The following is a 23,318-nucleotide window of genomic DNA, read 5'->3' as shown; positions in this document are numbered from 1 at the left end:
GAGAATCAAGTCCATGGTGCGCTGGTTGACAGCGGGCGAATCACATGGGCCCGCACTCGTTGGAATCATCGAAGGGCTGCCCGCGGGCATCCCCCTGACGACCGCCATGGTCCAGGAGGCCCTCGCGCGCCGCCGGCTCGGCTACGGCCGAGGGGCCCGGATGAAGTTCGAGCAGGACCAGGTGACGCTGCTCGGCGGCGTCCGCCACGGCTCCACGCTCGGCTCGCCCGTGGCGATCGAGATCGGCAACACCGAGTGGCCCAAGTGGGAGAAGGTCATGTCGGCCGATCCCGTGGACGCCGAGGAGCTGGAGGGCCTGGCGCGCAACGCCGCCCTCACCCGCCCGCGGCCCGGTCACGCCGACCTCGCGGGCATGCAGAAGTACGGCTTCGCCGAGGCCCGCCCGCTGCTCGAGCGGGCCTCGGCCCGCGAGACCGCCGCCCGCGTGGCACTGGGCACGGTGGCCGGCTCCTTCCTGGCGCAGCTGGGCATCCGGACCGTCTCGCACACCACGGCGGTCGGCACCGTCTCGGTGCCGGAGGACTCGGCACTGCCGGGCCCGGACGACGTGGTGGCGCTGGACGCCGACCCGTTGCGCTGCTTCGACCAACTGACCTCCGACGCGATGGTGGCCGAGGTGGACGCCGCCCACAAGGAGGGTGAGACCCTCGGCGGCGTCGTCGAGGTCCTGGCCTACGGTGTGCCCGTGGGGCTGGGCAGCCACGTCCACTGGGACCGTCGGCTGGACTCCCGGTTGTCCGCCGCCCTCATGGGCATCCAGGCCATCAAGGGCGTGGAGGTCGGGGACGGCTTCACCACCGCAGCCCGCCGCGGCACCGCCGCCCATGACGAGATCATCCGGGGCCAGGACGGCCACCCGCTGCGCACCTCGAACCGCGCCGGGGGCATCGAGGGCGGCATGAGCACCGGGGGAGTGGTCCGCGTCCGCGCCGGCATGAAGCCGATCGCCACCGTGCCCCGCGCCCTGAAGACCGTGGACACCGCCACCGGACAGGACACCCGGGCCCATCACCAGCGCTCGGACGTCTGCGCCGTCCCGGCCGCGGGCGTCGTCGCGGAGGCCATGGTCGCCCTCGTCCTCGCCCAGGCCGTCCTGGAGAAGTTCGGCGGGGACTCGGTCGCCGAGACCCGGCGGAACCTGGACAACTTCGTGGCGGCCCTCGAGCCCCTGCCCGCACCGGAGCCCACCGGGGTCTCCGCTGCCGAGGCGCCGATGGGCGATCCGCTGCAGTGACGCCCGGACCAGTCCCGGCTGGCGCACCGGAGCGGTTCCCCCGTCAGCGCATCGTGCTGGTCGGCCCCATGGGATCCGGGAAGTCGACGGTCGGCACCGTCCTGGCCCGTTCCCTCGGCCTGGCCCGGCTCGACGCGGACGAGCTCTTCGAGTCCGCCCACGGACCGATCCCGGACTACTTCGCACGCCACGGCGAGCCGGCCTTCCGACAGGCCGAGGAGGACGTGATCGGCCAGGCGATCAGCGGCGCCGAGCCCTGCGTGCTCTCGCTCGGCGGAGGCGCCGTGCTCAGCGCGCTGACCCGGTCCCGGCTGGCCGGGTCGCACGTGGTCTACCTGACGGTCGACGAGGCCGTCGCGCTGCGCCGGGTCGGCGGCGGTGAGGGCCGCCCGGTGCTGGCGGGTGACCCCGGTCGCACGTGGCGGCGCATCCTGTCCGAGCGCGAGGCACTGTACCGTGAGGTGTCGGACTGGACGGTGGACACCACCGACCGGTCGGCCGACGAACTGGCCCAGACCATCATCCGCCTCGTGCGCGAGGCCGAATCCGTTTCCCCCACCCCAGGAGCTGTCCATCCATGACCGAACCGAACGTGCCGCAGGCCGCTACGCCCGGGACTCCCACTCCGGCTGCCGATGACGCCACCGTCATCCCCGTCTCGGGTGGATCCGGGGCCGCGGCCTCCGGCGGGTACGACGTCGTCGTGGGCAAGGGGCTGCTGGCCCGGCTGCCGGAGATGCTCGGTGCCGGCGTGCGCCGCGTCCTGGTCATCCACCCGCGCGCGCTGCGGGCCACCGGTGACGTGGTCAAGGCGGACCTGGAGACGGCCGGCTACACCGCCCTGACCGCGGAGATCCCGGACGCCGAGGAGGGCAAGCACATCCAGGTCGCCGCGTTCTGCTGGCAGGTGCTGGGCCAGAACGACTTCACCCGCTCGGACGCGATCGTCGCGGTGGGCGGCGGCTCGGTGACCGACGTCGCCGGGTTCGTGGCCGCCACCTGGCTGCGCGGCGTACGGGTCGTGCACATCCCCACCACCCTGCTGGGCATGGTGGACGCCGCCGTGGGCGGGAAGACCGGGATCAACACCGCCGAGGGCAAGAACCTGGTCGGCGCGTTCCACCCGCCGGCCGGCGTCCTGGCCGACCTCGACACCCTGCTGACCCTGCCGCCGAACGAACTCGTCTCCGGGCTCGCCGAGGTGGTCAAGTGCGGGTTCATCGCCGACCCGACGATCCTGGACGTCATCGAGTCCTCGCCGCAGCAGGCCCAGAACCCCCACTCGGCCCAGCTGCGGGAGCTGATCGAGCGCTCCATCAGCGTCAAGGCCGAGGTGGTCTCCCAGGACCTGCGCGAGGCGGGGCTGCGGGAGATGCTCAACTACGGGCACACCCTGGGCCACGCGATCGAACTGGCCGAGCGCTACCAGTGGCGCCACGGGGCGGCCGTCTCCGTCGGCATGGTCTTCGCGGCCGAGCTCGCCCGCTCCGTCGGACGGCTGGACGACGCCACCGCCGACCGGCACCGCAGCATCCTGCAGTCCCTGGGCCTGCCCACCTCGTACGCGGCCGGGCGCTGGGAGACGCTGCTCGACGGCATCCGCCGCGACAAGAAGAACCGCGGCGACCAGCTGCGCTTCGTCCTGCTGGACGGCCTCGCCCGCCCGACGACCTACGACGTCCCGGACGCCTCGCTGCTGTTCGCCACCTACCAGGAGATCGCCGAATAACCGGACTCCGGTCATCGCCTAGAATGGTCGACTGGACTTCGAACGAGGCAACAGACGGAGAAGACTGTGGCAACCAGCAATGACATCAAGAACGGCACCGTCCTGAAGATGGACGGCCACCTGTGGAACGTGATCGAGTTCCAGCACGTGAAGCCGGGCAAGGGCGGCGCCTTCGTGCGCACCAAGATGAAGAACATCACCACGGGCAAGCTCGTGGACAAGACCTTCAACGCCGGGGCCAAGGTCGAGACCGCCACCGTGGACCGTTCGGACTACGAGTACCTGTACCAGGACGGCGAGGACTTCGTGTTCATGGACCTGGACACCTACGACCAGATCACGGTCTCCCCGGCCGTCGTCGGGGACGCCGCGCACTTCATGCTGGAGAACCAGAAGGTGACCATCGCCATGAACGAGGGCACCCCGCTGTACCTGGACATGCCGCCGTCGGTGGTCCTGGAGATCACCTACACCGAGCCGGGCCTGCAGGGGGACCGTTCCTCCGCCGGCACCAAGCCGGCCACGGTGGAGACCGGTTACGAGATCCAGGTCCCGCTGTTCGTGGACCAGGGCACCAAGGTCAAGGTGGACACCCGCACCGGTGACTACCTCGGCCGCGTGAACGACTGATCCGCCGGTGAGTGCACGAGGCCGCGCCCGCAGGCGCGCCCTGGAGATCCTGTTCGAGGCCGAGCAGCGGGGGACCACGCCGGATGAGGGAATCACCTCCCGCCGGACGTCGACGGAGCAGGTGATCAACCCGTACACGGTCGAGATCATCCACGGCGTGATCGCCGAGCAGGAGCGGATCGACGAGATCCTCTCCTCCTACGCCCAGGGCTGGACCCTGGACCGTATGCCCGCGGTGGACCGTTCGATCCTGCGCATCGGCGCCTGGGAGCTGCTGTTCAACGACGACGTCCCGGACGGCGTGGCCGTGGCCGAGTCCGTCACCATGGCCAAGGAGCTCTCGACCGACGCCTCCCCGGAGTTCGTCAACGGGCTGCTCGGCCGCATCCAGCAGCTCAAGCCAACCCTGCTGGACTGACGCCCGCCGACCCGACCGCGGCCAGCAGCTCCTGGCGCTGGCGGACCGTGGCCCGCAGCAGCCTGGACTCCTCGGCGGCATTGCGCTCCACGTCGTGTCCCCGGTCGAGCCGGTGCCGCACGGCGGCCAGCCTGCGGGCCGTGCGTTCGAGCTGCACCAGCTGGTCACCGGCGCCGGCACGGCGGGCCCAGCGCCGGGACTGGAGCCGGCCCGCCCGGGTGCCGAACATGACCGTCTCCTGGGGCAGCAGCCATCCGGTCCGCTCGTAGTGGGCCAGCTTCTCGTGGGCCAGGCGCCGCTCACCGCGCATCAACAGCAGCACGGCCGCGATCGCGGCGAGGAACAGCGGCACCTGCAGCAGCACGTAGAACGAGAAGAAGTCGTCGAAGAGCAGCGCGAGGCCGCCGTTCCACAGGACGTGCCCGAGGACGGCCGGGACCAGTCCCAGCAGGAACCATCCCGCCCAGCGGGCCGGGGCGGCGTGGGACCCGGGACCCATCCGGTGGGCGGCGATACCCAGGAAGAACCCGATCCAGACGGTGAACAGCACGTGGGCGAAGGGCGAGAACAGCCCCCGCAGCACGAACGTGACGGCCAGTTCCGGGCCCCATCCCACCTCGCCGTAGGCGGCGCCGAAGTAGAGGATGTTCTCGGTGAAGGCGAAGCCGGCGGCGACCAGCCCGGCGTAGACGACCCCGTCCACGGGCCCGTCGAAGTGTGAGCGCGCCGCCAGGAAGACGACGATCAGCCCGGCCCCCTTCATGACCTCCTCCACGACCGGGGCCTGGACCACCGCGCCGAAGGTGCCGGCGTCCAGGGCCGACAATTCGGCGAAGGCGGCCGTGAACACCTCCCCGAGCACGAGGGTCCCGAACACGGACACCCCGGCCCCCCACAGCAGGGCGAAGGCCAGCCAGCCCCGCGGTTCCGGATCCCACCGGTCGATCCACCACAGCCCGACCAGCACGATCGCCAGGGGGACGAGGGCGAGCAGCCCGACCACGAACAGGGTGTCCGGACCCAGTGCCGAGGCGAGGAACCGCGCCACCAGGACCGCGACGGCGGCGGTGAGCACCAGCAGGACGGTCACGGCGGCGGTGGAGCGACGCCGGCCGCGCTCGAGCTGACGGGGTGTGGGCGCGGTCGCGTAGGGGCTGGGCGCGGGCGGTTGCGGCCCGCGGCCGTGGACCTGCTGTGACATGCCTCCCATCCTGTCATCCCGGTCCGTCACGTCCCGTCTCGGCCCCGTGGCGGCGGGTCCCGGTGGTAGGGTTGTCGCCGGACCAGACACACCCCTACCGGGGTTGCGTTTCCTTTAAGTTCCGTCCTGTGAGGCGGGGAAGGAGGCATGTGTGCAGGCTGCACCCCGCGATGCGAGGACCGTCCTGTCCGCTGCGGACATCGATCGGGCACTGACCCGGATCGCCCACGAGATCCTTGAGGCCAACCGTGGCCCGGAGGGGATCGTCGTGCTGGGCATCCCCCGCCGGGGCGTGCCGCTCGCCGAGCGCATCGCCGCGAAGCTGGAGCGGATCGAGCCCGGCTTCGACGCCGCCGCCGCCACGGGCCAGCTCGACGTCACCCTGTACCGCGACGACCTGCGCCGCTCCACCTCACGCACCCCCGCCCCGACGCGGCTCCCGGCCTCCGGGATCGACGGCGCCGTCGTCGTCCTCGTGGACGACGTCCTGTACTCCGGGCGCACCATCCGGGCCGCCCTGGACGCCCTGAACGACGTCGGCCGGCCCGCCGCCGTGCGGCTGGCGGTGCTGGTGGACCGTGGCCACCGCGAGCTGCCCATCCGGGCCGACTTCGTGGGCAAGAACCTGCCGACCTCCACCGCCGAGCGCGTCCAGGTCCGGCTCCTGGAGATCGACGGTCCCGCGGGCACCGGTGAGGTCACCGAGGACGCCGTCGCGATCATGGACATCACCGACCCCGCCACGGCCGTGGGGGAGGGCGCCCGGTGAAGCACCTGCTCTCCACCCAGGACCTCTCGCTGGGCGACGCGCTGCGCATCCTCGACACCGCCGAGGAGATGTCCGCCGTCTCCGGCCGCGAGGTCAAGAAGCTGCCGGCCCTGCGCGGCCGCACTGTGGTCAACCTCTTCCTCGAGGACTCCACCCGCACCCGGATCTCGTTCGAGGCGGCCGCCAAGCGGTTGAGCGCGGACGTCATCAACTTCACCGGGAAGGGCACCTCCGTGTCCAAGGGGGAGTCCCTCAAGGACACGGTGCAGACCCTGGAGGCCATCGGCGCGGACGCGATCGTCATGCGCCACTGGGGCTCCGGGGCCGCCGCCCAGCTGGCCGGCTCCGGCTGGATCACCTCCTCGGTGGTCAACGCCGGCGACGGCACGCACGAGCACCCCACCCAGGCGCTGCTGGACGCGCTGACCCTGCGCCGTCACCTGGCCCGCCGCCACGGCACCGGCCCGCGCGGGACCGACCTGTCCGGGATGAAGGTCGTGATCGTGGGAGACATCCTGCACTCGCGCGTGGCCCGCTCCAACCTGTGGCTGCTCACCACCCTGGGGGCCGAGGTCACCCTCGCGGCGCCGCCCACGCTCATGCCCGTGGGCGTGGAGCAGTGGCCCTGCCAGGTGACCTACTCCCTGGACGAGGCCATAGCCGCCGGCCCCGACGCCGTGATGATGCTGCGGGTGCAGTCCGAGCGCATGCACGAGGCCTTCTTCCCCTCCGCCGCGGAGTACACCCGGTCCTGGGGGCTGACCGACGACCGGCTCGCCCTGCTCGAGTCCGCCGGCGCCGACGACGCCGTCATCATGCATCCCGGCCCCATGAACCGCGGGCTGGAGATCTCTGCCGCGGCGGCCGACTCCGTGCGGAACACGGCGCTGGAGCAGGTCGCCAACGGTGTCTCCGTGCGCATGGCCGTGCTGTACCTCGTCCTGTCCGGCACCGAGACCGCCGGCACCCCCGACCTCGTCCCCAGCGCCGCCAGGAGGCCTGAAGCGTGAGCCCCACCGCACCCCGATACCTGATCTCCGGCGGCACCCTGCCGGACGGCACCACGTCCGACGTCCTCATCGAGGACGCACTGCTGGCCGCGGTCGGGCCTGAGGCGCGCTCCCGCGCCGAGGCCGGCGACGGCCCGCTCGAGACCGTCGACGCCTCCGGGCGGATCGTCCTGCCGGGACTGGTCGACCTGCACACCCACCTGCGCGAACCGGGCCGGGAGGACGCCGAGACGGTGGAGACCGGGACCCGGGCCGCCGCCATGGGCGGCTTCACCTCGGTGCACGCCATGGCGAACTCGACGCCGGTCGCGGACTCCGCGGGTGTCGTCGAGCAGGTCTGGCAGCTGGGCCGGGAGGCCGGCTGGTGCGACGTGCACCCGGTGGGCGCCGTGACCGTGGGCCTGGCGGGGGAGCGCCTCGCGGAGCTCGGTGCCATGGCCGCCTCCCGGGCCGAGGTCCGCGTCTTCTCCGACGACGGGATGTGCGTCGCCGACCCGGTGCTGATGCGCCGGGCGCTGGAGTACGTCAAGGCGTTCGACGGCGTCGTGGCCCAGCACGCGCAGGAACCCCGGCTGACCGAGGGCGCGCAGATGAACGAGGGCGAGCTGTCCTCGGTCCTGGGCCTGTCCGGCTGGCCGGCCGTCGCCGAGGAGGCCATCATCGCGCGGGACGTGCTGCTGGCCCAGCACGTCGGCTCGCGGCTGCACGTGTGCCACGTCTCGACCGCCGGTTCCGTGGAGATCATCCGCTGGGCCAAGGAGCGCGGGATCGACGTCACCGCCGAGGCGACCCCGCACCACCTGCTGCTCACGGAGGAGTCCGTGCGCAGCTACGACCCGGTGTTCAAGGTGAACCCGCCGCTGCGCCGTGAGGCGGACGTGATGGCCCTGCGCGAGGGCCTGGCGGACGGGACGATCGACACGATCGGCACCGACCACGCCCCGCACACCGCCGAGACCAAGGAGTGCGAGTGGACGGTGGCGGCGATGGGGATGACCGGGCTGGAGACGGCCCTGCCCGTGGTCCAGCACGCCCTCGTGGACACCGGACTGATGGATTGGGCGGGCGTGTCCCGGATCCTGAGCTCGACGCCGGCGCGGATCGCCCGGCTCACGGACCAGGGCCGGATCTCGGCCGCCGGCGTCTTCGAGACCGGGGCCCCGGCCAACGTGACCGTCTACGACCCGCACGTCACCCGCACGGTGGATCCCGCCACTCACGCCACGCGCTCGAGGAACAGCCCGTACCGCGGCATGGAACTGCCCGGTCAGGTCACCGACGTGTTCAACCACGGGCACCCGGTGGTGCGTGACCGCGCCCTGGCCACGCCCCGCACCCACTAGAGAAGGACCCTCCCAGACGTGAACGACTACAGCGCCGAGTACACCCTCATCGGGATCCTGACGGTGATCGTGGTGATCGCCATCGGTGTCCTGATGTGGTGGGGCTGGCGCAACCGGAAGCGACGCCAGCAGGACATCCCCGCCCCGGTGCCGGTGCCCGCGCACCTGCTCGAGGCGGCGCCGTCGGCGGACGCGGAGGGGATGTACGTCAGCACCGTCCGCGGCCGCGACTACCTGGACCGCATCGCCGTGCACGGGCTGGGCCTGCGCACCAACGCCCGGCTCGAGGTCCACCCCGACGGGGTGGTCGTGCTGCGCGAGGGCAGCGCGAACTTCCTCATCCCCGCCGCGGACCTGCTCGAGGTCGGCCTGGACTCCGGCATGAGCGGCAAGTTCGTCGAGTCCGGCGGGCTGATCGTCATGACCTGGCTGCTGGGCGGCCAGGAGGTCACCACCGGGTTCCGCACCCGGGCCGCCCGAGACCGTGACCCGCTGCGGTCCGCGATCGAGCTCATCGTCCCCCACCACGACGGCGGCAACCGCGCCGCCGCCTGAACCACGACTTCCCCTCACCCCCACCAGCAGATGGAGTACCTTCCGTGAGCCTGTTGAACCCTGAACCGGCCCTTCTCGTCCTGGGCGACGGCACCGTCCACCGCGGCCAGGCCTACGGTGCCACCGGCACCACCCTCGGCGAGGCGGTCTTCACCACCGGCATGACCGGTTACCAGGAGACCCTGACCGACCCCTCCTACGCGCGGCAGATCATCGTGCAGACCGCGCCCCACATCGGCAACACCGGCGTGAACGACGAGGACGCGGAGTCCCGCGACATCTTCGCCGCGGGCTACGTGGTGCGGGACGCGGCACGCCGCCCGTCCAACTGGCGTGCCCGTCGCAGCCTCGACGAGGAGCTGGTGGCCCGCGGCGTCGTCGGGATCCAGGGGGTGGACACCCGGGCGATCACCCGGCACCTGCGCAGCGAGGGGTCCATGAAGGCCGGGATCTTCTCCGGCGAGGCCGCCCGGCGCCCCGAGGGCGAACTCGTCGCCGAGGTCCAGGCCCAGCCGCCGATGGCCGGTGCCCGGCTGGCCGAGCAGGTCACCACGGACGCCCCCTATGTGGTGGAGCCCGCCGACCACGGCTGGCAGGGCGAGCCCCTGCACGAGATCGCCGCGATCGACCTGGGGATCAAGGCAGCCACCCCGCGCCACCTGGCCTCCCGCGGCGTCCGCCTGCACGTGCTGCCGGCCACCGCGACGTTCGAGGACATCACCGCCCTGGACCCCGCCGGCGTGTTCCTGTCCAACGGCCCGGGCGACCCGGCCACCGCGGACGAGCAGGTGGCCCTGCTGCGCCAGGTCCTGGACGCCGGGATCCCGTTCTTCGGCATCTGCTTCGGCAACCAGGTCTTCGGCCGCGCCCTCGGCTTCGGCACCTACAAGCTGCCCTTCGGCCACCGCGGGCCCAACCAGCCGGTGATGCACAAGACCACCGGCCGGGTGGAGATCACCTCCCAGAACCACGGCTTCGCCGTGGACGCACCCCTCGGGGAGCCCGTCCAGGCACCCGAGTCCGCCTACGGCCGGGTGGAGGTCTCGCACTGGTCACTCAACGACCAGGTCGTGGAGGGCCTGCGCCTGCTGGACCGCCCGGCCTTCTCCGTCCAGTTCCATCCCGAGTCCGCCGCCGGCCCCAACGACTCGATCGACCTGTTCGACGCGTTCATCACCATGATGACCGAGCACTCCGCCGCCGGCGCCCCCCAGACCACCAATCCCGCTGAAGGAGCCTGAACCCAGATGCCCAAGCGCACCGATCTGCAGTCCGTCCTGGTCATCGGTTCCGGCCCGATCGTCATCGGCCAGGCCGCCGAGTTCGACTACTCCGGCACCCAGGCCATCCGCGTCCTGAAGGAGGAGGGCCTGCGCGTCGTGCTGGTCAACTCCAACCCGGCCACGATCATGACCGACCCCGAGCTGGCCGACGCCACCTACGTGGAGCCCATCACCCCCGAGGTGGTCGAGAAGATCATCGCCGTCGAGCGCCCGGACGCCATCCTGCCGACCCTCGGCGGCCAGACCGCCCTGAACACGGCGATCGCCCTGGACGCCAACGGCGTGCTGGAGAAGTACGGCGTGGAGCTCATCGGCGCCAACATCGAGGCGATCGAGCTCGGCGAGGACCGCGAGAAGTTCAAGGGCGTGGTGGAGCGCTGCGGCGCGGAGTCGGCCCGCTCCGTGATCGTCCACTCCATGGACGAGGCCTTCGCCGCCGCCGAGACGCTCGGGTACCCGATGGTGGTCCGCCCCTCGTTCACGATGGGCGGCCTGGGTTCCGGCATGGCCTACGACGAGGAGGACCTGCGCCGCATAGCCGGTGCCGGCATCCAGTACAGCCCGACCTCCGAGGTCCTGCTCGAGGAGTCCATCCTCGGCTGGAAGGAGTACGAGCTGGAGATGATGCGGGACCGCAACGACAACGTCGTGGTCGTCTGCTCCATCGAGAACTTCGACCCGGTGGGCGTGCACACCGGCGACTCCATCACCGTGGCCCCGGCCATGACCCTGACGGACCGCGAGTACCAGCGGATGCGGGACATCGCGATCGCCGTCATCCGCGAGGTCGGCGTGGACACCGGCGGCTGCAACATCCAGTTCGCGGTGGAACCGTCCACCGGGCGGATCGTCGTCATCGAGATGAACCCGCGCGTGTCCCGGTCCTCGGCGCTGGCCTCCAAGGCCACCGGCTTCGCCATCGCCAAGATCGCCACCAAGCTCTCCCTGGGCTACACGCTCGACGAGATCCCCAACGACATCACCCGGAAGACCCCGGCGTCCTTCGAGCCGGTCCTGGACTACGTGGTCGTGAAGGTCCCGCGCTTCGCGTTCGAGAAGTTCCCCGCCGCCGACCCGACGCTGACCACCACCATGAAGTCGGTCGGCGAGGCCATGGCCATCGGCCGCAACTTCACCGAGGCGCTGCAGAAGGCCCTGCGCTCCCTGGAGCAGAAGGGCGCCGAGCTGTCCTTCGTGCGCCCGGCCGTGGACGAGGTCCCCGCCCTGATCGAGCAGTCCAGGGTCCCGACGACGGACCGGCTGGCCCAGGTGCAGCGGGCCCTGCTGGGCGGCGCCACCGTCGAGCAGCTCTTCGAGGCCACCGCGATCGACCCGTGGTTCCTGGACCAGCTGGTGCTCATCAACGAGGTGGCGGCCGAGGTGGCGGCCGCCCCCGAGCTGAGCGAGCCGGTCCTGCGGCTGGCCAAGCGCCACGGGTTCTCGGACGCCCAGATCGGCCAGCTGCGCCACATGGACCCCTCGGTCGTGCGCGGCGTCCGCCACGCCCTCGGCGTGCGGCCCGTGTACAAGACGGTGGACACCTGCGCCGCGGAGTTCGAGGCCTACACCCCGTACCGCTATTCCAGCTACGACCTCGAGGACGAGGTCACCGCGCACGACAAGCCCTCGGTCATCATCCTGGGCTCGGGCCCGAACCGGATCGGCCAGGGCATCGAGTTCGACTACTCGTGCGTCCACGCCACGCTGGCCCTGCGCGCCGCCGGGCACGAGACCGTGATGGTCAACTGCAACCCGGAGACCGTCTCCACGGACTACGACATCTCCGACCGGCTGTACTTCGAGCCGCTGACCCTCGAGGACGTCCTGGAGGTCATCGCCGCCGAGGAGCGCAGCGGGGGAGTGCTCGGGGTGTTCGTCCAGCTCGGCGGCCAGACCCCGCTCAAGCTCGCGCAGCAGCTCGCGGACGCCGGCGTGCCGATCCTCGGCACCTCGCCCGAGGCCATCGACCTGGCCGAGCACCGCGGCGAGTTCGCCCGGGTCCTGGACGAGGCCGGGCTGGTGTCCCCCAAGAACGGGACCGCGGTGTCCTTCTCCGACGCCAAGAAGGTGGCGGACGAGATCGGCTACCCCGTCCTGGTGCGCCCCTCCTACGTGCTCGGCGGCCGCGGCATGGAGATCGTCTACGACGAGCCCTCGCTGTCCCGGTACATCGAGAACGCCACCGAGATCACCGTGGACCACCCGGTGCTGGTGGACCGGTTCCTGGAGGACGCGACCGAGATCGACGTGGACGCCCTCTACGACGGCACCGACCTGTTCATCGGCGGCATCATGGAGCACATCGAGGAGGCCGGGATCCACTCGGGCGACTCCGCATGCGTGCTGCCGCCCATCAACCTCGGCCCGGACACCCTGGACCGGGTCCGCGAGGCCACCCGCGGCATCGCGGCCGGCGTGGGCGTGCGCGGACTGATCAACATCCAGTTCGCGCTGGCCTCGGACGTGCTCTACGTGATCGAGGCGAACCCGCGGGCCTCCCGCACCGTGCCGTTCGTGTCCAAGGCCACCGGCGTGCAGCTGGCCAAGGCCGCGGCACTGATCGGTACCGGTCGCACGATCGCCGAGCTGCGCGCCGACGGCATGCTGCCCGCCAGCCACGACGGCTCCTCGCTGCCGCTGGACGCCCCCGTGGCGGTCAAGGAGGCCGTGCTGCCGTTCGCCCGGTTCCGGACCCCCGAGGGCCGCGTCGTGGACTCGCTGCTCGGCCCCGAGATGCGGTCCACCGGCGAGGTGATGGGCATCGACAAGTACTTCGACACGGCCTTCGCCAAGAGCCAGTCCGCCGCCAACAACCCGTTGCCGACCTTCGGCAAGGTGTTCCTCTCGGTCGCCAACCGGGACAAGCGCGGGATCGTCATGCCGGCCAAGCGGCTGATCGACCTCGGTTTCACGATCGTCTCCACCGGCGGCACCGCCGAGGTGCTGCGGCGCAACGGCGTGCAGGCGGACGTGGTCCGCAAGATCGCCGACGCCGGCTCCGCGGAGGGGGAGGGCACCGTGCTGGAACTGCTCGGCGCCGGCCAGATCGCCCTGGTCCTGAACACGCCCTCGGGCGGGGACTCGCGCGGGGACGGCTACGAGATCCGGGCCGCGGCGACCTCCATCGGCGTGCCGATGATCACCACGCTGGCCGAGTTCGGCGCCGCCATCCAGGCGATCGAGGCCCAGCGCGAGTACGCGTGGGACGTCACCTCCCTGCAGGAGCACGACGCGCGGCTGGCCGCCGCGATCGGCCGCGCGGGAACCGGAGCGTGAGCGACCCCGCGGCCTCCCCTGCCGGCCGGGCATCCTTCGGTGCCCGGCTGGCAGAGGCCATGGACGCCGCCGGGCCGCTGTGCCTGGGGATCGACCCGCACCCGCAGCTGCTCTCCGACTGGGACCTGCCGGACACCCCGGTGGCCCTGGAGCGCTTCTCCCAGACGGCACTGGAGGCCGCCACGGGAACCGGTGCGCAACCCCTCGTGGCCGCCCTCAAGCCACAGGTCGCCCTCTACGAACGGCACGGTTCCGCCGGGCTGGCCGTGCTGGAACGGCTCCTGTCCGCCGCCCGCCGGGCGGGCGTGCTGACGATCGCCGACGCCAAGCGGGGTGACATCGGCTCGACGATGGCCGGGTACGCCCATGCCTGGCTCTCGGACTCCTCGGCGCTGGCCGCCGATGCCGTCACGCTCAGCCCGTATCTCGGCTACGGGTCGCTGGCCCCGGCCATCGAGCTGGCCGCGGCCACCGGGCGCGGCGTCTTCGTCCTGGCCCTGACGTCCAACCCGGAGGGCGCCTCGGTGCAGCACGCCACCGGGCCGGACGGCGCGGTCGCCCGGGTCATCGCCGAGGCGGCCACCGGGGACAACGCGCGGGAACTGGCCCGGGCCCCCGGCCCGCAGGGCGGCCCGGCCGGAGCGCGCCCGGCGTTCGGCCCGGTCGGACTCGTGGTCGGGGCGACCGTCGCGGGCCAGGCCGCGGAGCTGGGCATCGACCTGGCGGGGGTGCGCGGCGCCCTGCTGGCGCCGGGTTTCGGGGCCCAGGGGGCCTCCGGGGCGGGGATGCGCGACGGGTTCGCCCGGGCGTGGCCGGGCGTGCTGGCCACCTCCAGCCGCGCCATCCTGCGGCAGGGGCCCTCGGTGGCGGGACTGCGCGGTGCCCTGGAGTCCGCGCGGGACGAGCTGGCGGGCTGATCTGGATCGACACGCCCACCGTGACCGGGTCGTCACCTACCAGAGGGTAGTCGGTGGCCGCAAGGGCCTCCGATCACCGTTGGATAAAGTTTCGGCGCGGGACCGCGTCCAGACCTGCCCCTGGCCGCGTGGGGTTGGTAGCTTTTCTCCAAGTCACGGCACCACTGCCGTGGCGTGTGGATCTAGCCCGAGGTGGTTCACCATGGCCCTCAAGGAACTGACGTCCGAAGAACGGGAAGCCGCCAGGAGCAAGGCGCTGCAGGCACGGACCGCTCGCGCGGATCTCAAGGAATCGTTCCGTGCGGGGAAGACCACCCTGCAGTCGGTCTTCGAGACGGCCGACGTGGACGACGCGATCGGCCGGATGCGCACCGTGGACCTGCTGCAGACGCTGCAGGGCGTCGGTGAGGTGCGGGCGGCGAAGATCATGGAGACGTGCGGGATCTCACCGAACCGGCGGCTGCGCGGCCTGGGCCGGAGGCAACGTGAGGCGCTGATCGCCTATATTGGCCGGTAGTCCCCTACCGACCAGGAGGTCCCGTGACCGAGCCGACCATCGGCAGATCCGTCGGCTCGGCTGGCTCTGCCGGCCCTGGCGTGCCCGCCGGGCTGGAAGACATCGAGCCCCCGCCCGTGCCGGGTGCCCGACCGGTCAGCCTGCGTCCGGAGCACGGCGCGGCCCCCGCCGGACACCGGCCGGGCATCACCGTGCTCGCCGGACCGACCGCCGTCGGGAAGGGCACCGTCTCCCAGTTCATCCGGGAGCACTATCCACAGGTATGGCTCTCGGTCTCCGCCACCACCCGGCCCCCGCGGCCGGGGGAGGAGGACGGCCGGCACTACTTCTTCGTCTCCCCGGAGCGCTTCGACGAACTGGTCGAGCAGGACCAGATGCTCGAGTGGGCGGTCGTCCACGGGGTCAACCGCTACGGCACCCGGCGGGACACCGTCCAGCGGGCGCTGGCCGACGGTCAGCACGTGCTGCTGGAGATCGACCTGCAGGGCGCCCGGCAGGTACGCGAGCGGCTGCCGGAGGCCACGTTCGTCTTCCTGTCCCCGCCGAACTGGGAGGAACTGGTCCACCGGCTGGTGGGCCGCGGCACGGAAACACCGGCCGAACAGCGGCGTCGGCTGGAAACGGCTAGAATGGAACTCGCTGCCGAGCCGGAGTTCGACGCCGTCGTGGTCAACGACACCGTGGAACGGGCCGCCCAGGAGCTGGTCCGCATCATGGGACTGGACCCGGACGACCGCCCCTGAGACGCGATCGAGGCAGCCACACAGACTGAGCCGCGGCTACAGCAGCGGACAACCGACAGACAACAGTGGAGATCCTGTGACCGAACAGTACGAAGGCATCGTCAACCCGCCCATCGACACCCTGCTGGAGAAGGTTGACTCGAAGTACGCCCTGGTGCTCTTCGCCGCCAAGCGCGCGCGCCAGATCAATGCCTACTACTCGCAGCTCCACGAGGGCCTGTTCGAGTACGTCGGCCCGCTGGTCGACACCAAGCTCAACGAGAAGCCGCTCTCCATCTCCCTGCGCGAGATCGAGTCGGACCTGCTCGAGGCCACCCCGATGACCGAGGAGCAGATCGCTGCCGAGGAGTCCGGTGACTTCGGCGCCTTCGACCTGCCCGGTTCCACGGACGCCGACTTCTCCGACGCCGGCTTCTCCGGCGAGGGCTTCCTGACCGACACCGAGGTGGCGGACGCGACCACCGACCCGGGCATCGCCACCGACGGGTCCCCGGTCGCCGAGGAGGCCATCAGCACCGACCTGGACGGCACCCCCACCGAGGGCACCGACGACGAGGCCGACCACCAGTCCTGATCACCCGATGAGGATCGTCCTGGGAGTCACCGGCGGGATCGCCGCGTACAAGTCCGCGCTGCTGCTGCGCCTGATGACCGAGGCCGGCCACACCGTGGACGTGGTCCCCACCCCGGCAGCCCTGGGCTTCGTGGGCAAGGCCACGTGGGAGGCCCTCTCCGGACGTCCGGTGCGCACGGACACCTTCGAGGCCGTGGAGACCGTCAACCACGTCCGGCTGGGCCGCGAGGCCGAGCTGGTCGTCGTGGCACCGGCCACCGCGGACGCCATGGCGCGCGCCGCCGCCGGGCTCGCCCCGGACCTGCTGGGCAACGTCCTGCTCACCGCCACGTGCCCGGTCCTGGTCGTCCCGGCCATGCACACCGAGATGTGGCAGAACCCGGCGACCGTGGCCAACGTCGCGACCCTGCGCTCCCGCGGCATCACCGTCATGGACCCGGACTCGGGCCGTCTCACCGGCCAGGACACCGGTCCCGGGCGCTTCCCGGAACCCGAGCGCATCTGGGCCGAGGCCCAGCGGCTCGCCCGGCCCACCGAGTCCCCGGAGGCCGGTCCGCTGGCCGGACGCACCGTCGTCGTGACCGCCGGCGGCACCCGTGAGGCGCTGGACCCGGTCCGCTACCTCGGGAACCGCTCCTCCGGCAAGCAGGGCGTGGCCCTGGCGCAGGCCGCCGCGGCCGCCGGCGCCACCGTCCGCTTCATCGGCGGCGCCATGTCCGTGGAACCGCCCGCCGGCACCGCCGTGACACGGGTGGAGTCCACCCAGGAGCTGCACGACGCGGTCATGGAGCAGTGTGCGGACGCCGATGCGCTCATCATGGCCGCCGCCGTCGCCGACTTCCGGCCCACCGAGTACGCGGACGCCAAGATCAAGAAGTCCGAGGACGGCTCCAGCCCCGTGATCCACCTCGAGCGGACCCCGGACATCCTCGCCGGAACCGTCCGGGCGCGGGCCGAGGGCCGGCCCATGCCCGGTGTCATCGTCGGCTTCGGCGCCGAGACCGGTGACGCCGAGCGCTCCGTGCTGGAGCACGGCGCCGCGAAGCTGGCCCGCAAGGGGTGCGAGATGCTCGTGGTGAACCAGGTCGGCCGGGACCTCGGCTTCGGCCAGGACGTCAACGAGGTCACCATGCTCTTCGCCGACGGCCGCGACCCGGTCGAGGCGGCCGGGTCCAAGGCGGACGTCGCGGCCGCCGTGGTGGACCAGCTGGCCGGGCTGCTCCGGGGCTGACGGCGACGCCCGGCCACCGGTGTCCGCGTCCGTGGCTAGGATGGTCGGGTGACTGACGCAGACAACACCGCAGACATGGCCCAGCCCCGTGAGGCCGCCGGCTTCGAGTCCTACGCGGGCGTCGGGGGAGGTGGACTGCGCCTGTTCACCTCCGAGTCCGTGACCAGCGGCCACCCGGACAAGATCTGTGACCAGATCTCGGACGCAATCCTGGACGCGATCATCGCCCAGGACCCCACCGCGAAGGTGGCCGTGGAGACCCTGACGACCACGGGTCTGGTGCAGGTGGCCGGCGAGGTGAACACCTCCGCCTACGTGGAGATCCCGCAGATCGTGCGCGAGACCATCCTCGGGATCGGCTACGACTCCTCCGCCAACGGCTTCGACGGCGCACGCTGCGGCGTGAACATCTCCATCGGCCAGCAGTCCTCGGACATCCACGCGGGCGTGTCCACCTCCCTCGAGGCCCGCGGCGGCTCCGTGGACGCCGTGGACCTCCAGGGAGCCGGCGACCAGGGCATCATGTTCGGCTACGCCTCGAACGAGACCCCCACCTACATGCCGACCCCGATCTTCCTGGCGCACCGGCTCTCCGAGCGGCTGACCACGGTCCGCACCATGGACGAGTCGCCCATGCCCTACCTGCTGCCGGACGGCAAGACGCAGGTCACCGTCGGCTACGGCGAGGACGGCCTGCCCAAGACCATCGAGACCGTGGTGGTCTCCACCCAGCACCTGCCGGACGTCACGCAGGAGCAGGTGAGGGCAGACGTGGAGCGGCTCGTCATCCGCCCGGTCCTGGACCAGTCCGGCCTCGACTACTCCGGGGCGCAGGTCATCATCAACCCCGGTGGTCCCTTCGTCATCGGCGGACCGGTCGGCGATGCCGGCCTGACCGGGCGCAAGATCATCGTGGACACCTACGGCGGCATGGCCCGCCACGGAGGCGGTGCCTTCTCCGGCAAGGACCCGTCCAAGGTGGACCGCTCCGCGGCCTACGCGATGCGCTGGGTGGCCAAGAACGTGGTCGCCGCCGGACTGGCGGACCGCGCCGAGTTCCAGGTCGCCTACGCCATCGGCAAGGCCCGCCCCGTGGGCCTGTACGTCGACACCTTCGGCACCGCGAAGGTCGACGAGGCCGCCATCATCAAGGCGGTCAACGAGGTGTTCGACCTGCGTCCGCTGGCCATCATCCGGGACCTGAACCTGTTGCGGCCGATCTACCGGAAGACCGCCGCCCACGGTCACTTCGGCCGTGAGGACCCGGACTTCACCTGGGAGCGGCTGGACCGCGTCGACGCCCTGCGCGCCGCCGTCGGCTGGTGACCGAGGAGCCCCTCTTCCACATCCCGGTGCCCGCCCCGGTGACCGGTCTGCCCGAGGTCGCCGGGGGCTGGCCGGACGACCCCGTGGCCCGGGTCCTGCTGGACTCCGGGGTTCCCCACCTGGACCGGGAGTTCGACTACCTGGTGCCCCATGCGCTCGACGACGAGGCCCGCCCGGGGGTGCGGGTGCGGGTGCCCTTCGGCCACCAGGACGTGCTGGGCTGGCTCGTCTCGCGGGGTTCCGAGCCCTCGACCGGTGCCAAGCTGCTGCCCCTGCGCGCGGTGGTCTCCCGCGAGCAGGTCCTCGCACCGGAGGTCCTGGACCTGGCCCGCGCCGTCGCCGCGCGGTACGCCGGGAACGTGGCGGACGTCCTCCGTGTGGCCGTGCCACCCCGCGTGGCCCGGGTGGAGAAGCAGATGGACGCCGAGGCCGAGGCCCCGGAGGCCGTGGGGACAGCAGAGCCCGACCACCCGGGTGCCACGGCTGAGGCCCCCGGTGCGGACGGCGCCGGCAGCGGACCGGAGGCCGGATCGCCCGTCGGACCGGTTGCCGAGGCACCCGCCCCGGACCCCGCCCCGGACCCCGTCTCGACCGTGCCGGCTGCCGCCGAGCCCGGGTTCCGGCCCGATGCCGGCAGCCGCTTCGACTGGACCCGTCTGGACGGCGCCACCTCGTTCTTCCGGCAGGTCACCGCGGGAGAGGGGCCCCGCGCGGCGGTGACCGTGCCGAGCGCCCACGGCAGCTGGGACTCCGCCACCCTGCTGACCGACGCGGCCGCGCGGACCGCCGAGGCCGGCCGGGCCGCCGTCGTGGTGGTCCCGGACCAGCGCGACCTGGACCGGCTCTGCCGGGCACTGGACCGCCGCGTGGGCGCCGGCGCGTACGCGCGGCTGACCGCCGACGACGGACCCACCCCTCGCTACCGGGCCTTCCTGCAGTTGCGGCGGGGTCAGCGGCGGATCGCGGTGGGCACGCGGTCCGCGATCTGGGCACCCGTGCCGGACCTCGGCCTGGTGGCCGTCTGGAACGACGACGACGCCCTGCACTCCGAACCGCGGGCGCCGTACCAGCACGTCCGGGAGGTGGCCCTGCTGCGCTCCGAGATGGCCGGGGCCGGACTGTTACTGGCCTCCACGTCGCGCACCCCCGAGGTCCAGCGGCTGGTCGAGTCCGGGTGGCTGGGGGAGCTGGGCGTGGACCGCCAGACGGTGCACGCCGCGACCCCGCGGGTCGTGGCCACCGCGGACTCCTGGGAGTCGGAGCGCGATCCGGTGCTGGCGCGCGCACGACTGCCGCAGGCCGCCTGGAAGGCCGCGCGGGAGGGACTGGAGGGCCGGCACGGGAAGCCCGGCCCCGTGCTCGTGCAGGTCGGCCGCAGCGGGTTCATTCCCGCCCTGAGCTGTCAGGACTGCGGGACACCGGCTCGCTGCCGGCACTGCACGGGCCCGCTGGGATACCCGGACCGGACGGCCTCCGCCCGGAACGAGACCGCGTGCCGGTGGTGTGGGCGGCGGGAGCGACAGTACGAGTGCCCCGAGTGCGGCAGCCACCGCCTGCGGGCCGGCTCCCGGGGCGTGGACCGGACCGCCGACGAGCTCGGACGGGCCTTCCCGGACACGCCGATCTTGTCCTCCTCGGGGGACCACATCCTCTCGACCGTGGACGGCACCCCGGCGCTGGTGGTCGCCACCATCGGTGCAGAACCCGTGGCCGAGGGCGGTTATGCGGCGGCGCTGCTGCTCGACGGTGACAACCAGCTCCAACGCGAGGGGCTGCGCACCCCGGGGCAGGTGCTGTCGCGGTGGTTCGCGGCGGCCGCCCTGGTCCGGCCGCGCCAGGACGGGGGCGTGGCCGTGGTCACCGCGTCGCAGGAGGACGTGGTGGGAGCCCTGGTGCGCATGGACGCCGCCGGGTACGCCTCCCGCCAACTGGCCGAGCGCCGTGAGCTCGGGCTGCCGCCGGCCGTGCGGATGGCCGAGGTGTCCGGACCCGCCGACGCCGTGGCCGCGTTCATGGACCTCGTGGGCCCCCTCGGTGGGCCGTCCCCCCTGCCCTGGGTGGGACCGGTCCCGGTGGGCGACGACGCAGGATTCGGGCACGCGGACGGATCTACCGGTCCGGTCCGGCACCGGGCACTGCTCTTCTTCCCCTATTCCGCAGCTCGGCGGGTCGTCGAGTCGTTGCGCGCCGCACGGGCGGCGGCCAGCGCCCGGCGGTTGACCGAGCCGGTGCGGTTGCGGATCGACCCGGTGGACCTGCCGTAGTCCATCCCGCGCGGTGGTGATCAGTCGGTCCGCAGGAAGTCCCGGATCACCCCGGCCGTCTCCGGGGCCCGTTCATAGTGGATGAGGTGCCCGACGCCGTCGAACACCTCCAGGCTGACCCGGGGAGAGACCTCGCGGATCCGACGGGCCAGGTGTTCCTGGCCCGCCACGGAGCCCAGCTCGTCCTGGGCGCCCGCCACGAGGAGGACGGGCAACGCCAAGCGATCGGCGACGTCCAGGGCCGTTCCCCTGATCGACGCGCGATACGACTCCACCAGCACGCGGCGGTGGTCGAACGCGGAGAAGTACCTCTGATGCTGGTCGTGGAGGTACGCGAGCGTATGACGGTCCTTCGTCTTGGCCATCACCGTTCCCGTGAACCAGACGACCACCGGGGAGGACAGCAGGGCCATGCCCAACGACTCGGGCAGGGCCGCGGAGGCCGCGTAGTAGCCCTGGGCCAGACGCGCCAGCGTCCGTTCTGAGCGGGTGCCGTCGGCGGACAGGGCCGGCTCGCAGATCGGATTGACGAGGATGAGCTCGCTCCACCGCGACGGCTGCTCCGCGGCGAGGTGAGCGGCGACCACGGACCCGAAGGAATGGCCGAGCAGCACGGGCCTGGCCGCCGCCTCCGGTGCCGTGGCCGGGCGCCCTGCGTCGGGTATCGGGACCAGGCCCAGCGCGTGCACCGCAGCGCCCACGGCCGTGGCGTAGTGCGCGACGGTGTGCTCGGCGTCCGGGAAAGCGGGGGAGTGCCCGAACCCGGGCAGCTCGGGGAGGTAGAACTCCATCTCCGGGAGGCAGTCGGCGAGCAGCGTCAGCCCATGGTGATCGCCTCGGAACCCGTGGATCATGACCACCGGTGTGGTGGGTCCTTCTGCGCTCTGGCGGGGTGCCGTCGCGTAGTGCCAGACGGCGATCGGGGTGGCACGGCCAGAGACGGGGTCCGGCACCTCGACGATCCGCCGTTCCGGGGTCCTAGCCCGGTGGCCGGTGATCACCGCGGTGTCGCGCGGGGCCGGAGGGACGAGGAGGCGATCCCTCCACCGGATGGGCAGTGGGCGCCTGCCGCCTGGGGTCCGCTCGGTGTTCACACGGTCAGCCTACCGATCCGTCGTGGTCAGACGGTGAACGGCGGACTAGGTCAAACTCCCCATCCTCGGCCGATGAAGATGGGGGATTCGCCCGATCCACCGCCCGAGGCGGACTCCTAGCGTTGGTTCCGGAAGCATCAGCCGATCTGGAGAGCGACGAGGACCATGGACTTCGACTTGGCGGTACTGGCGGGAGTGATCTCCTCCATCGTCTTCGTCGGCAGCGTGCTGCCGATGCTGATCAAGGCCGTGCGGACCCGGGACCTGGCGTCGTACAGCCTGGGAAACCTCTTGCTGGCGAATCTCGGCAACGTCGTGCACTCCGTCTACGTGTTCAGCCTGCCGACCGGTCCCATCTGGGCCCTGCACGGCTTCTACCTTCTGACTTCGGCCTTCATGCTCGTGATGTACCTGCGCCATCGGGAACCACGGCCCCGGGAGGGGCTCGGCCATGATGTCTCCTCTGACGTCCTTCGGACCGACGGCCGCGTGGGCTCGGGATCTGAGGACGCCGGTCGGGCAGCGGCGGGACGACCCGAGGGCGACCTCCAGGCAGTCGGCGCCCTGCGCTAGCAACGTGGTCGATGGGCCCATCGCCTGATGCACCGACCCCGTCGTGGGGCGGCAGGTCAGTCTTCGATGAAGGGGTTGGCGCACGCCCAACCGTCGGGGTTCTGGTGGCAGTCCTCGGCGACGTTCTTGGCCTCGGATCGCCAGATGTCGGCTTCCACCGGGGTGCTGGGCACACTGGCGGTGCCGGGAATGGCGATCCAGGGGCCACCGTTGACGGAGAACTGTCCCCGGTAGGCGGTGGCCACGGTGACCGGGAAGGTACCGGTCTGCTGGTAGGCGTGGGACGTGGTGGTCTCCTGGTTGAACTCGCGCTGCGGCCCTCCCGGGGTGGTACTGACCAGCGGGGCACTGCCGTCGCCGTAGGTGAACGTCCACTGCACCGGGATCGCCTGGATGGCGACCTGCTGGCCCAGCATGGTGGTGTTGAGGGTCTGTGACTCCTCGGTGGCATAGAAGTTGGTGTTGGCCCGGATCAGCCCGAACCCTCCGGAGTCCGACTCGATCTTCGAGGGGGCGATGTCCAGACGCCGGAAGTCAGCGAGCGTCACGACGGGCATCGGTGGAGCCTCCGGCTCGGCCTCTGCTGGATCACTGATGACCGGGTCCGACG

Annotated in this window: 22 protein-coding genes; 19 read left to right on the top strand and 3 right to left on the bottom strand. The window is 71.9% G+C overall.

What is annotated here, in order from left to right; genetic code table 11:
• The first annotated feature begins 13 nt into the window (after window positions 1-13).
• The 5 genes from aroC to nusB all read left to right on the top strand — a co-directional run bounded on the left by aroC (window position 14) and on the right by nusB (window position 4,032).
• Window positions 14-1,255 (top strand): chorismate synthase, encoded by a 1,242-nt coding sequence (aroC, locus tag PLJ28_RS09760; protein ID WP_183526335.1) that lies wholly within the window; start codon window positions 14-16, stop codon window positions 1,253-1,255.
• 68 nt (window positions 1,256-1,323) lie between these two features.
• Entirely contained in the window at window positions 1,324-1,836 is a 513-nt protein-coding gene (locus PLJ28_RS09755; RefSeq protein ID WP_183526332.1) for a shikimate kinase, read from the top strand.
• Window positions 1,833-2,984: a 3-dehydroquinate synthase gene (gene aroB, locus PLJ28_RS09750; RefSeq protein ID WP_183526329.1), complete on the top strand. Its 1,152-nt coding sequence runs from the start codon at window positions 1,833-1,835 to the stop codon at window positions 2,982-2,984. Before PLJ28_RS09755 ends, aroB begins: the two co-directional genes overlap by 4 nt.
• A 66-nt stretch (window positions 2,985-3,050) precedes the next feature.
• Complete coding sequence (efp, locus tag PLJ28_RS09745) at window positions 3,051-3,614, top strand: elongation factor P (RefSeq protein ID WP_010143271.1); 564 nt, start codon at window positions 3,051-3,053, stop codon at window positions 3,612-3,614.
• Between the two features lie 7 nt (window positions 3,615-3,621).
• Window positions 3,622-4,032: a transcription antitermination factor NusB gene (gene nusB / locus PLJ28_RS09740; RefSeq protein ID WP_010143269.1), complete on the top strand. Its 411-nt coding sequence runs from the start codon at window positions 3,622-3,624 to the stop codon at window positions 4,030-4,032.
• On the opposite strand, the gene PLJ28_RS09735 is transcribed toward nusB, so the two are convergent.
• Window positions 4,010-5,233 carry a PrsW family intramembrane metalloprotease gene (locus PLJ28_RS09735; protein WP_298044241.1) on the bottom strand — a complete coding sequence of 408 codons (1,224 nt, stop codon included), beginning with the start codon at window positions 5,231-5,233 and terminating at the stop codon, window positions 4,010-4,012. The two genes, nusB and PLJ28_RS09735, sit on opposite strands and share 23 nt — an antisense overlap.
• Before the next feature lie 151 nt (window positions 5,234-5,384).
• On the opposite strand from PLJ28_RS09735, the gene pyrR reads away from it, so the two are divergent.
• From pyrR to PLJ28_RS09670, 13 genes are all read left to right on the top strand, one after another.
• Window positions 5,385-6,002 (top strand): bifunctional pyr operon transcriptional regulator/uracil phosphoribosyltransferase PyrR, encoded by a 618-nt coding sequence (gene pyrR, locus PLJ28_RS09730; RefSeq protein WP_298044239.1) that lies wholly within the window; start codon window positions 5,385-5,387, stop codon window positions 6,000-6,002.
• Entirely contained in the window at window positions 5,999-7,012 is a 1,014-nt protein-coding gene (locus PLJ28_RS09725) for an aspartate carbamoyltransferase catalytic subunit (RefSeq protein WP_298044238.1), read from the top strand. Before pyrR ends, PLJ28_RS09725 begins: the two co-directional genes overlap by 4 nt.
• Window positions 7,009-8,355: a dihydroorotase gene (locus PLJ28_RS09720; RefSeq protein WP_324590078.1), complete on the top strand. Its 1,347-nt coding sequence runs from the start codon at window positions 7,009-7,011 to the stop codon at window positions 8,353-8,355. Before PLJ28_RS09725 ends, PLJ28_RS09720 begins: the two co-directional genes overlap by 4 nt.
• Window positions 8,356-8,373: 18 nt before the next feature.
• Entirely contained in the window at window positions 8,374-8,910 is a 537-nt protein-coding gene (locus PLJ28_RS09715) for a PH-like domain-containing protein (RefSeq protein ID WP_298044235.1), read from the top strand.
• Window positions 8,911-8,954: 44 nt separating this feature from the next.
• Entirely contained in the window at window positions 8,955-10,151 is a 1,197-nt protein-coding gene (gene carA / locus PLJ28_RS09710; protein ID WP_298044234.1) for a glutamine-hydrolyzing carbamoyl-phosphate synthase small subunit, read from the top strand.
• Window positions 10,152-10,157: 6 nt separating this feature from the next.
• On the top strand, window positions 10,158-13,469 hold the full coding sequence (gene carB / locus PLJ28_RS09705) for a carbamoyl-phosphate synthase large subunit (protein ID WP_298044232.1): 3,312 nt from the start codon (window positions 10,158-10,160) through the stop codon (window positions 13,467-13,469).
• A complete protein-coding gene (gene pyrF, locus PLJ28_RS09700; protein WP_324590077.1) occupies window positions 13,466-14,386 on the top strand; it encodes an orotidine-5'-phosphate decarboxylase in 921 nt (306 codons plus the stop codon). Before carB ends, pyrF begins: the two co-directional genes overlap by 4 nt.
• Window positions 14,387-14,588: 202 nt before the next feature.
• Entirely contained in the window at window positions 14,589-14,903 is a 315-nt protein-coding gene (mihF, locus tag PLJ28_RS09695) for an integration host factor, actinobacterial type (protein ID WP_010143257.1), read from the top strand.
• 140 nt (window positions 14,904-15,043) lie between these two features.
• Window positions 15,044-15,646 carry a guanylate kinase gene (gene gmk, locus PLJ28_RS09690; protein ID WP_183528386.1) on the top strand — a complete coding sequence of 201 codons (603 nt, stop codon included), beginning with the start codon at window positions 15,044-15,046 and terminating at the stop codon, window positions 15,644-15,646.
• Between the two features lie 76 nt (window positions 15,647-15,722).
• Complete coding sequence (gene rpoZ, locus PLJ28_RS09685) at window positions 15,723-16,220, top strand: DNA-directed RNA polymerase subunit omega (protein WP_298044225.1); 498 nt, start codon at window positions 15,723-15,725, stop codon at window positions 16,218-16,220.
• A 7-nt stretch (window positions 16,221-16,227) separates the two neighbouring features.
• Window positions 16,228-17,451 carry a bifunctional phosphopantothenoylcysteine decarboxylase/phosphopantothenate--cysteine ligase CoaBC gene (coaBC, locus tag PLJ28_RS09680; RefSeq protein ID WP_298044223.1) on the top strand — a complete coding sequence of 408 codons (1,224 nt, stop codon included), beginning with the start codon at window positions 16,228-16,230 and terminating at the stop codon, window positions 17,449-17,451.
• 75 nt (window positions 17,452-17,526) lie between these two features.
• Window positions 17,527-18,777: a methionine adenosyltransferase gene (gene metK, locus PLJ28_RS09675; protein ID WP_183528382.1), complete on the top strand. Its 1,251-nt coding sequence runs from the start codon at window positions 17,527-17,529 to the stop codon at window positions 18,775-18,777.
• Window positions 18,774-21,041 (top strand): primosomal protein N' family DNA-binding protein, encoded by a 2,268-nt coding sequence (locus tag PLJ28_RS09670; RefSeq protein ID WP_324590076.1) that lies wholly within the window; start codon window positions 18,774-18,776, stop codon window positions 21,039-21,041. Before metK ends, PLJ28_RS09670 begins: the two co-directional genes overlap by 4 nt.
• 20 nt (window positions 21,042-21,061) lie before the next feature.
• Here PLJ28_RS09670 and PLJ28_RS09665 read toward each other — a convergent pair whose 3' ends face one another.
• Entirely contained in the window at window positions 21,062-21,895 is an 834-nt protein-coding gene (locus PLJ28_RS09665; protein ID WP_324590082.1) for an alpha/beta fold hydrolase, read from the bottom strand.
• A gap of 405 nt (window positions 21,896-22,300) precedes the next feature.
• Between PLJ28_RS09665 and PLJ28_RS09660 the strand changes: the two genes are divergently transcribed.
• Complete coding sequence (locus PLJ28_RS09660) at window positions 22,301-22,708, top strand: hypothetical protein (RefSeq protein WP_255459440.1); 408 nt, start codon at window positions 22,301-22,303, stop codon at window positions 22,706-22,708.
• Window positions 22,709-22,764: 56 nt separating this feature from the next.
• On the opposite strand, the gene PLJ28_RS09655 is transcribed toward PLJ28_RS09660, so the two are convergent.
• On the bottom strand, window positions 22,765-23,318 hold a 554-nt coding region (locus tag PLJ28_RS09655), incomplete at its 5' end, for a hypothetical protein (protein ID WP_324590075.1).

This window comes from Citricoccus sp. (genome assembly GCF_035445025.1).
GTDB lineage: Bacteria > Actinomycetota > Actinomycetes > Actinomycetales > Micrococcaceae > Citricoccus.
This window is presented reverse-complemented; position numbering and strand designations above follow the sequence as displayed.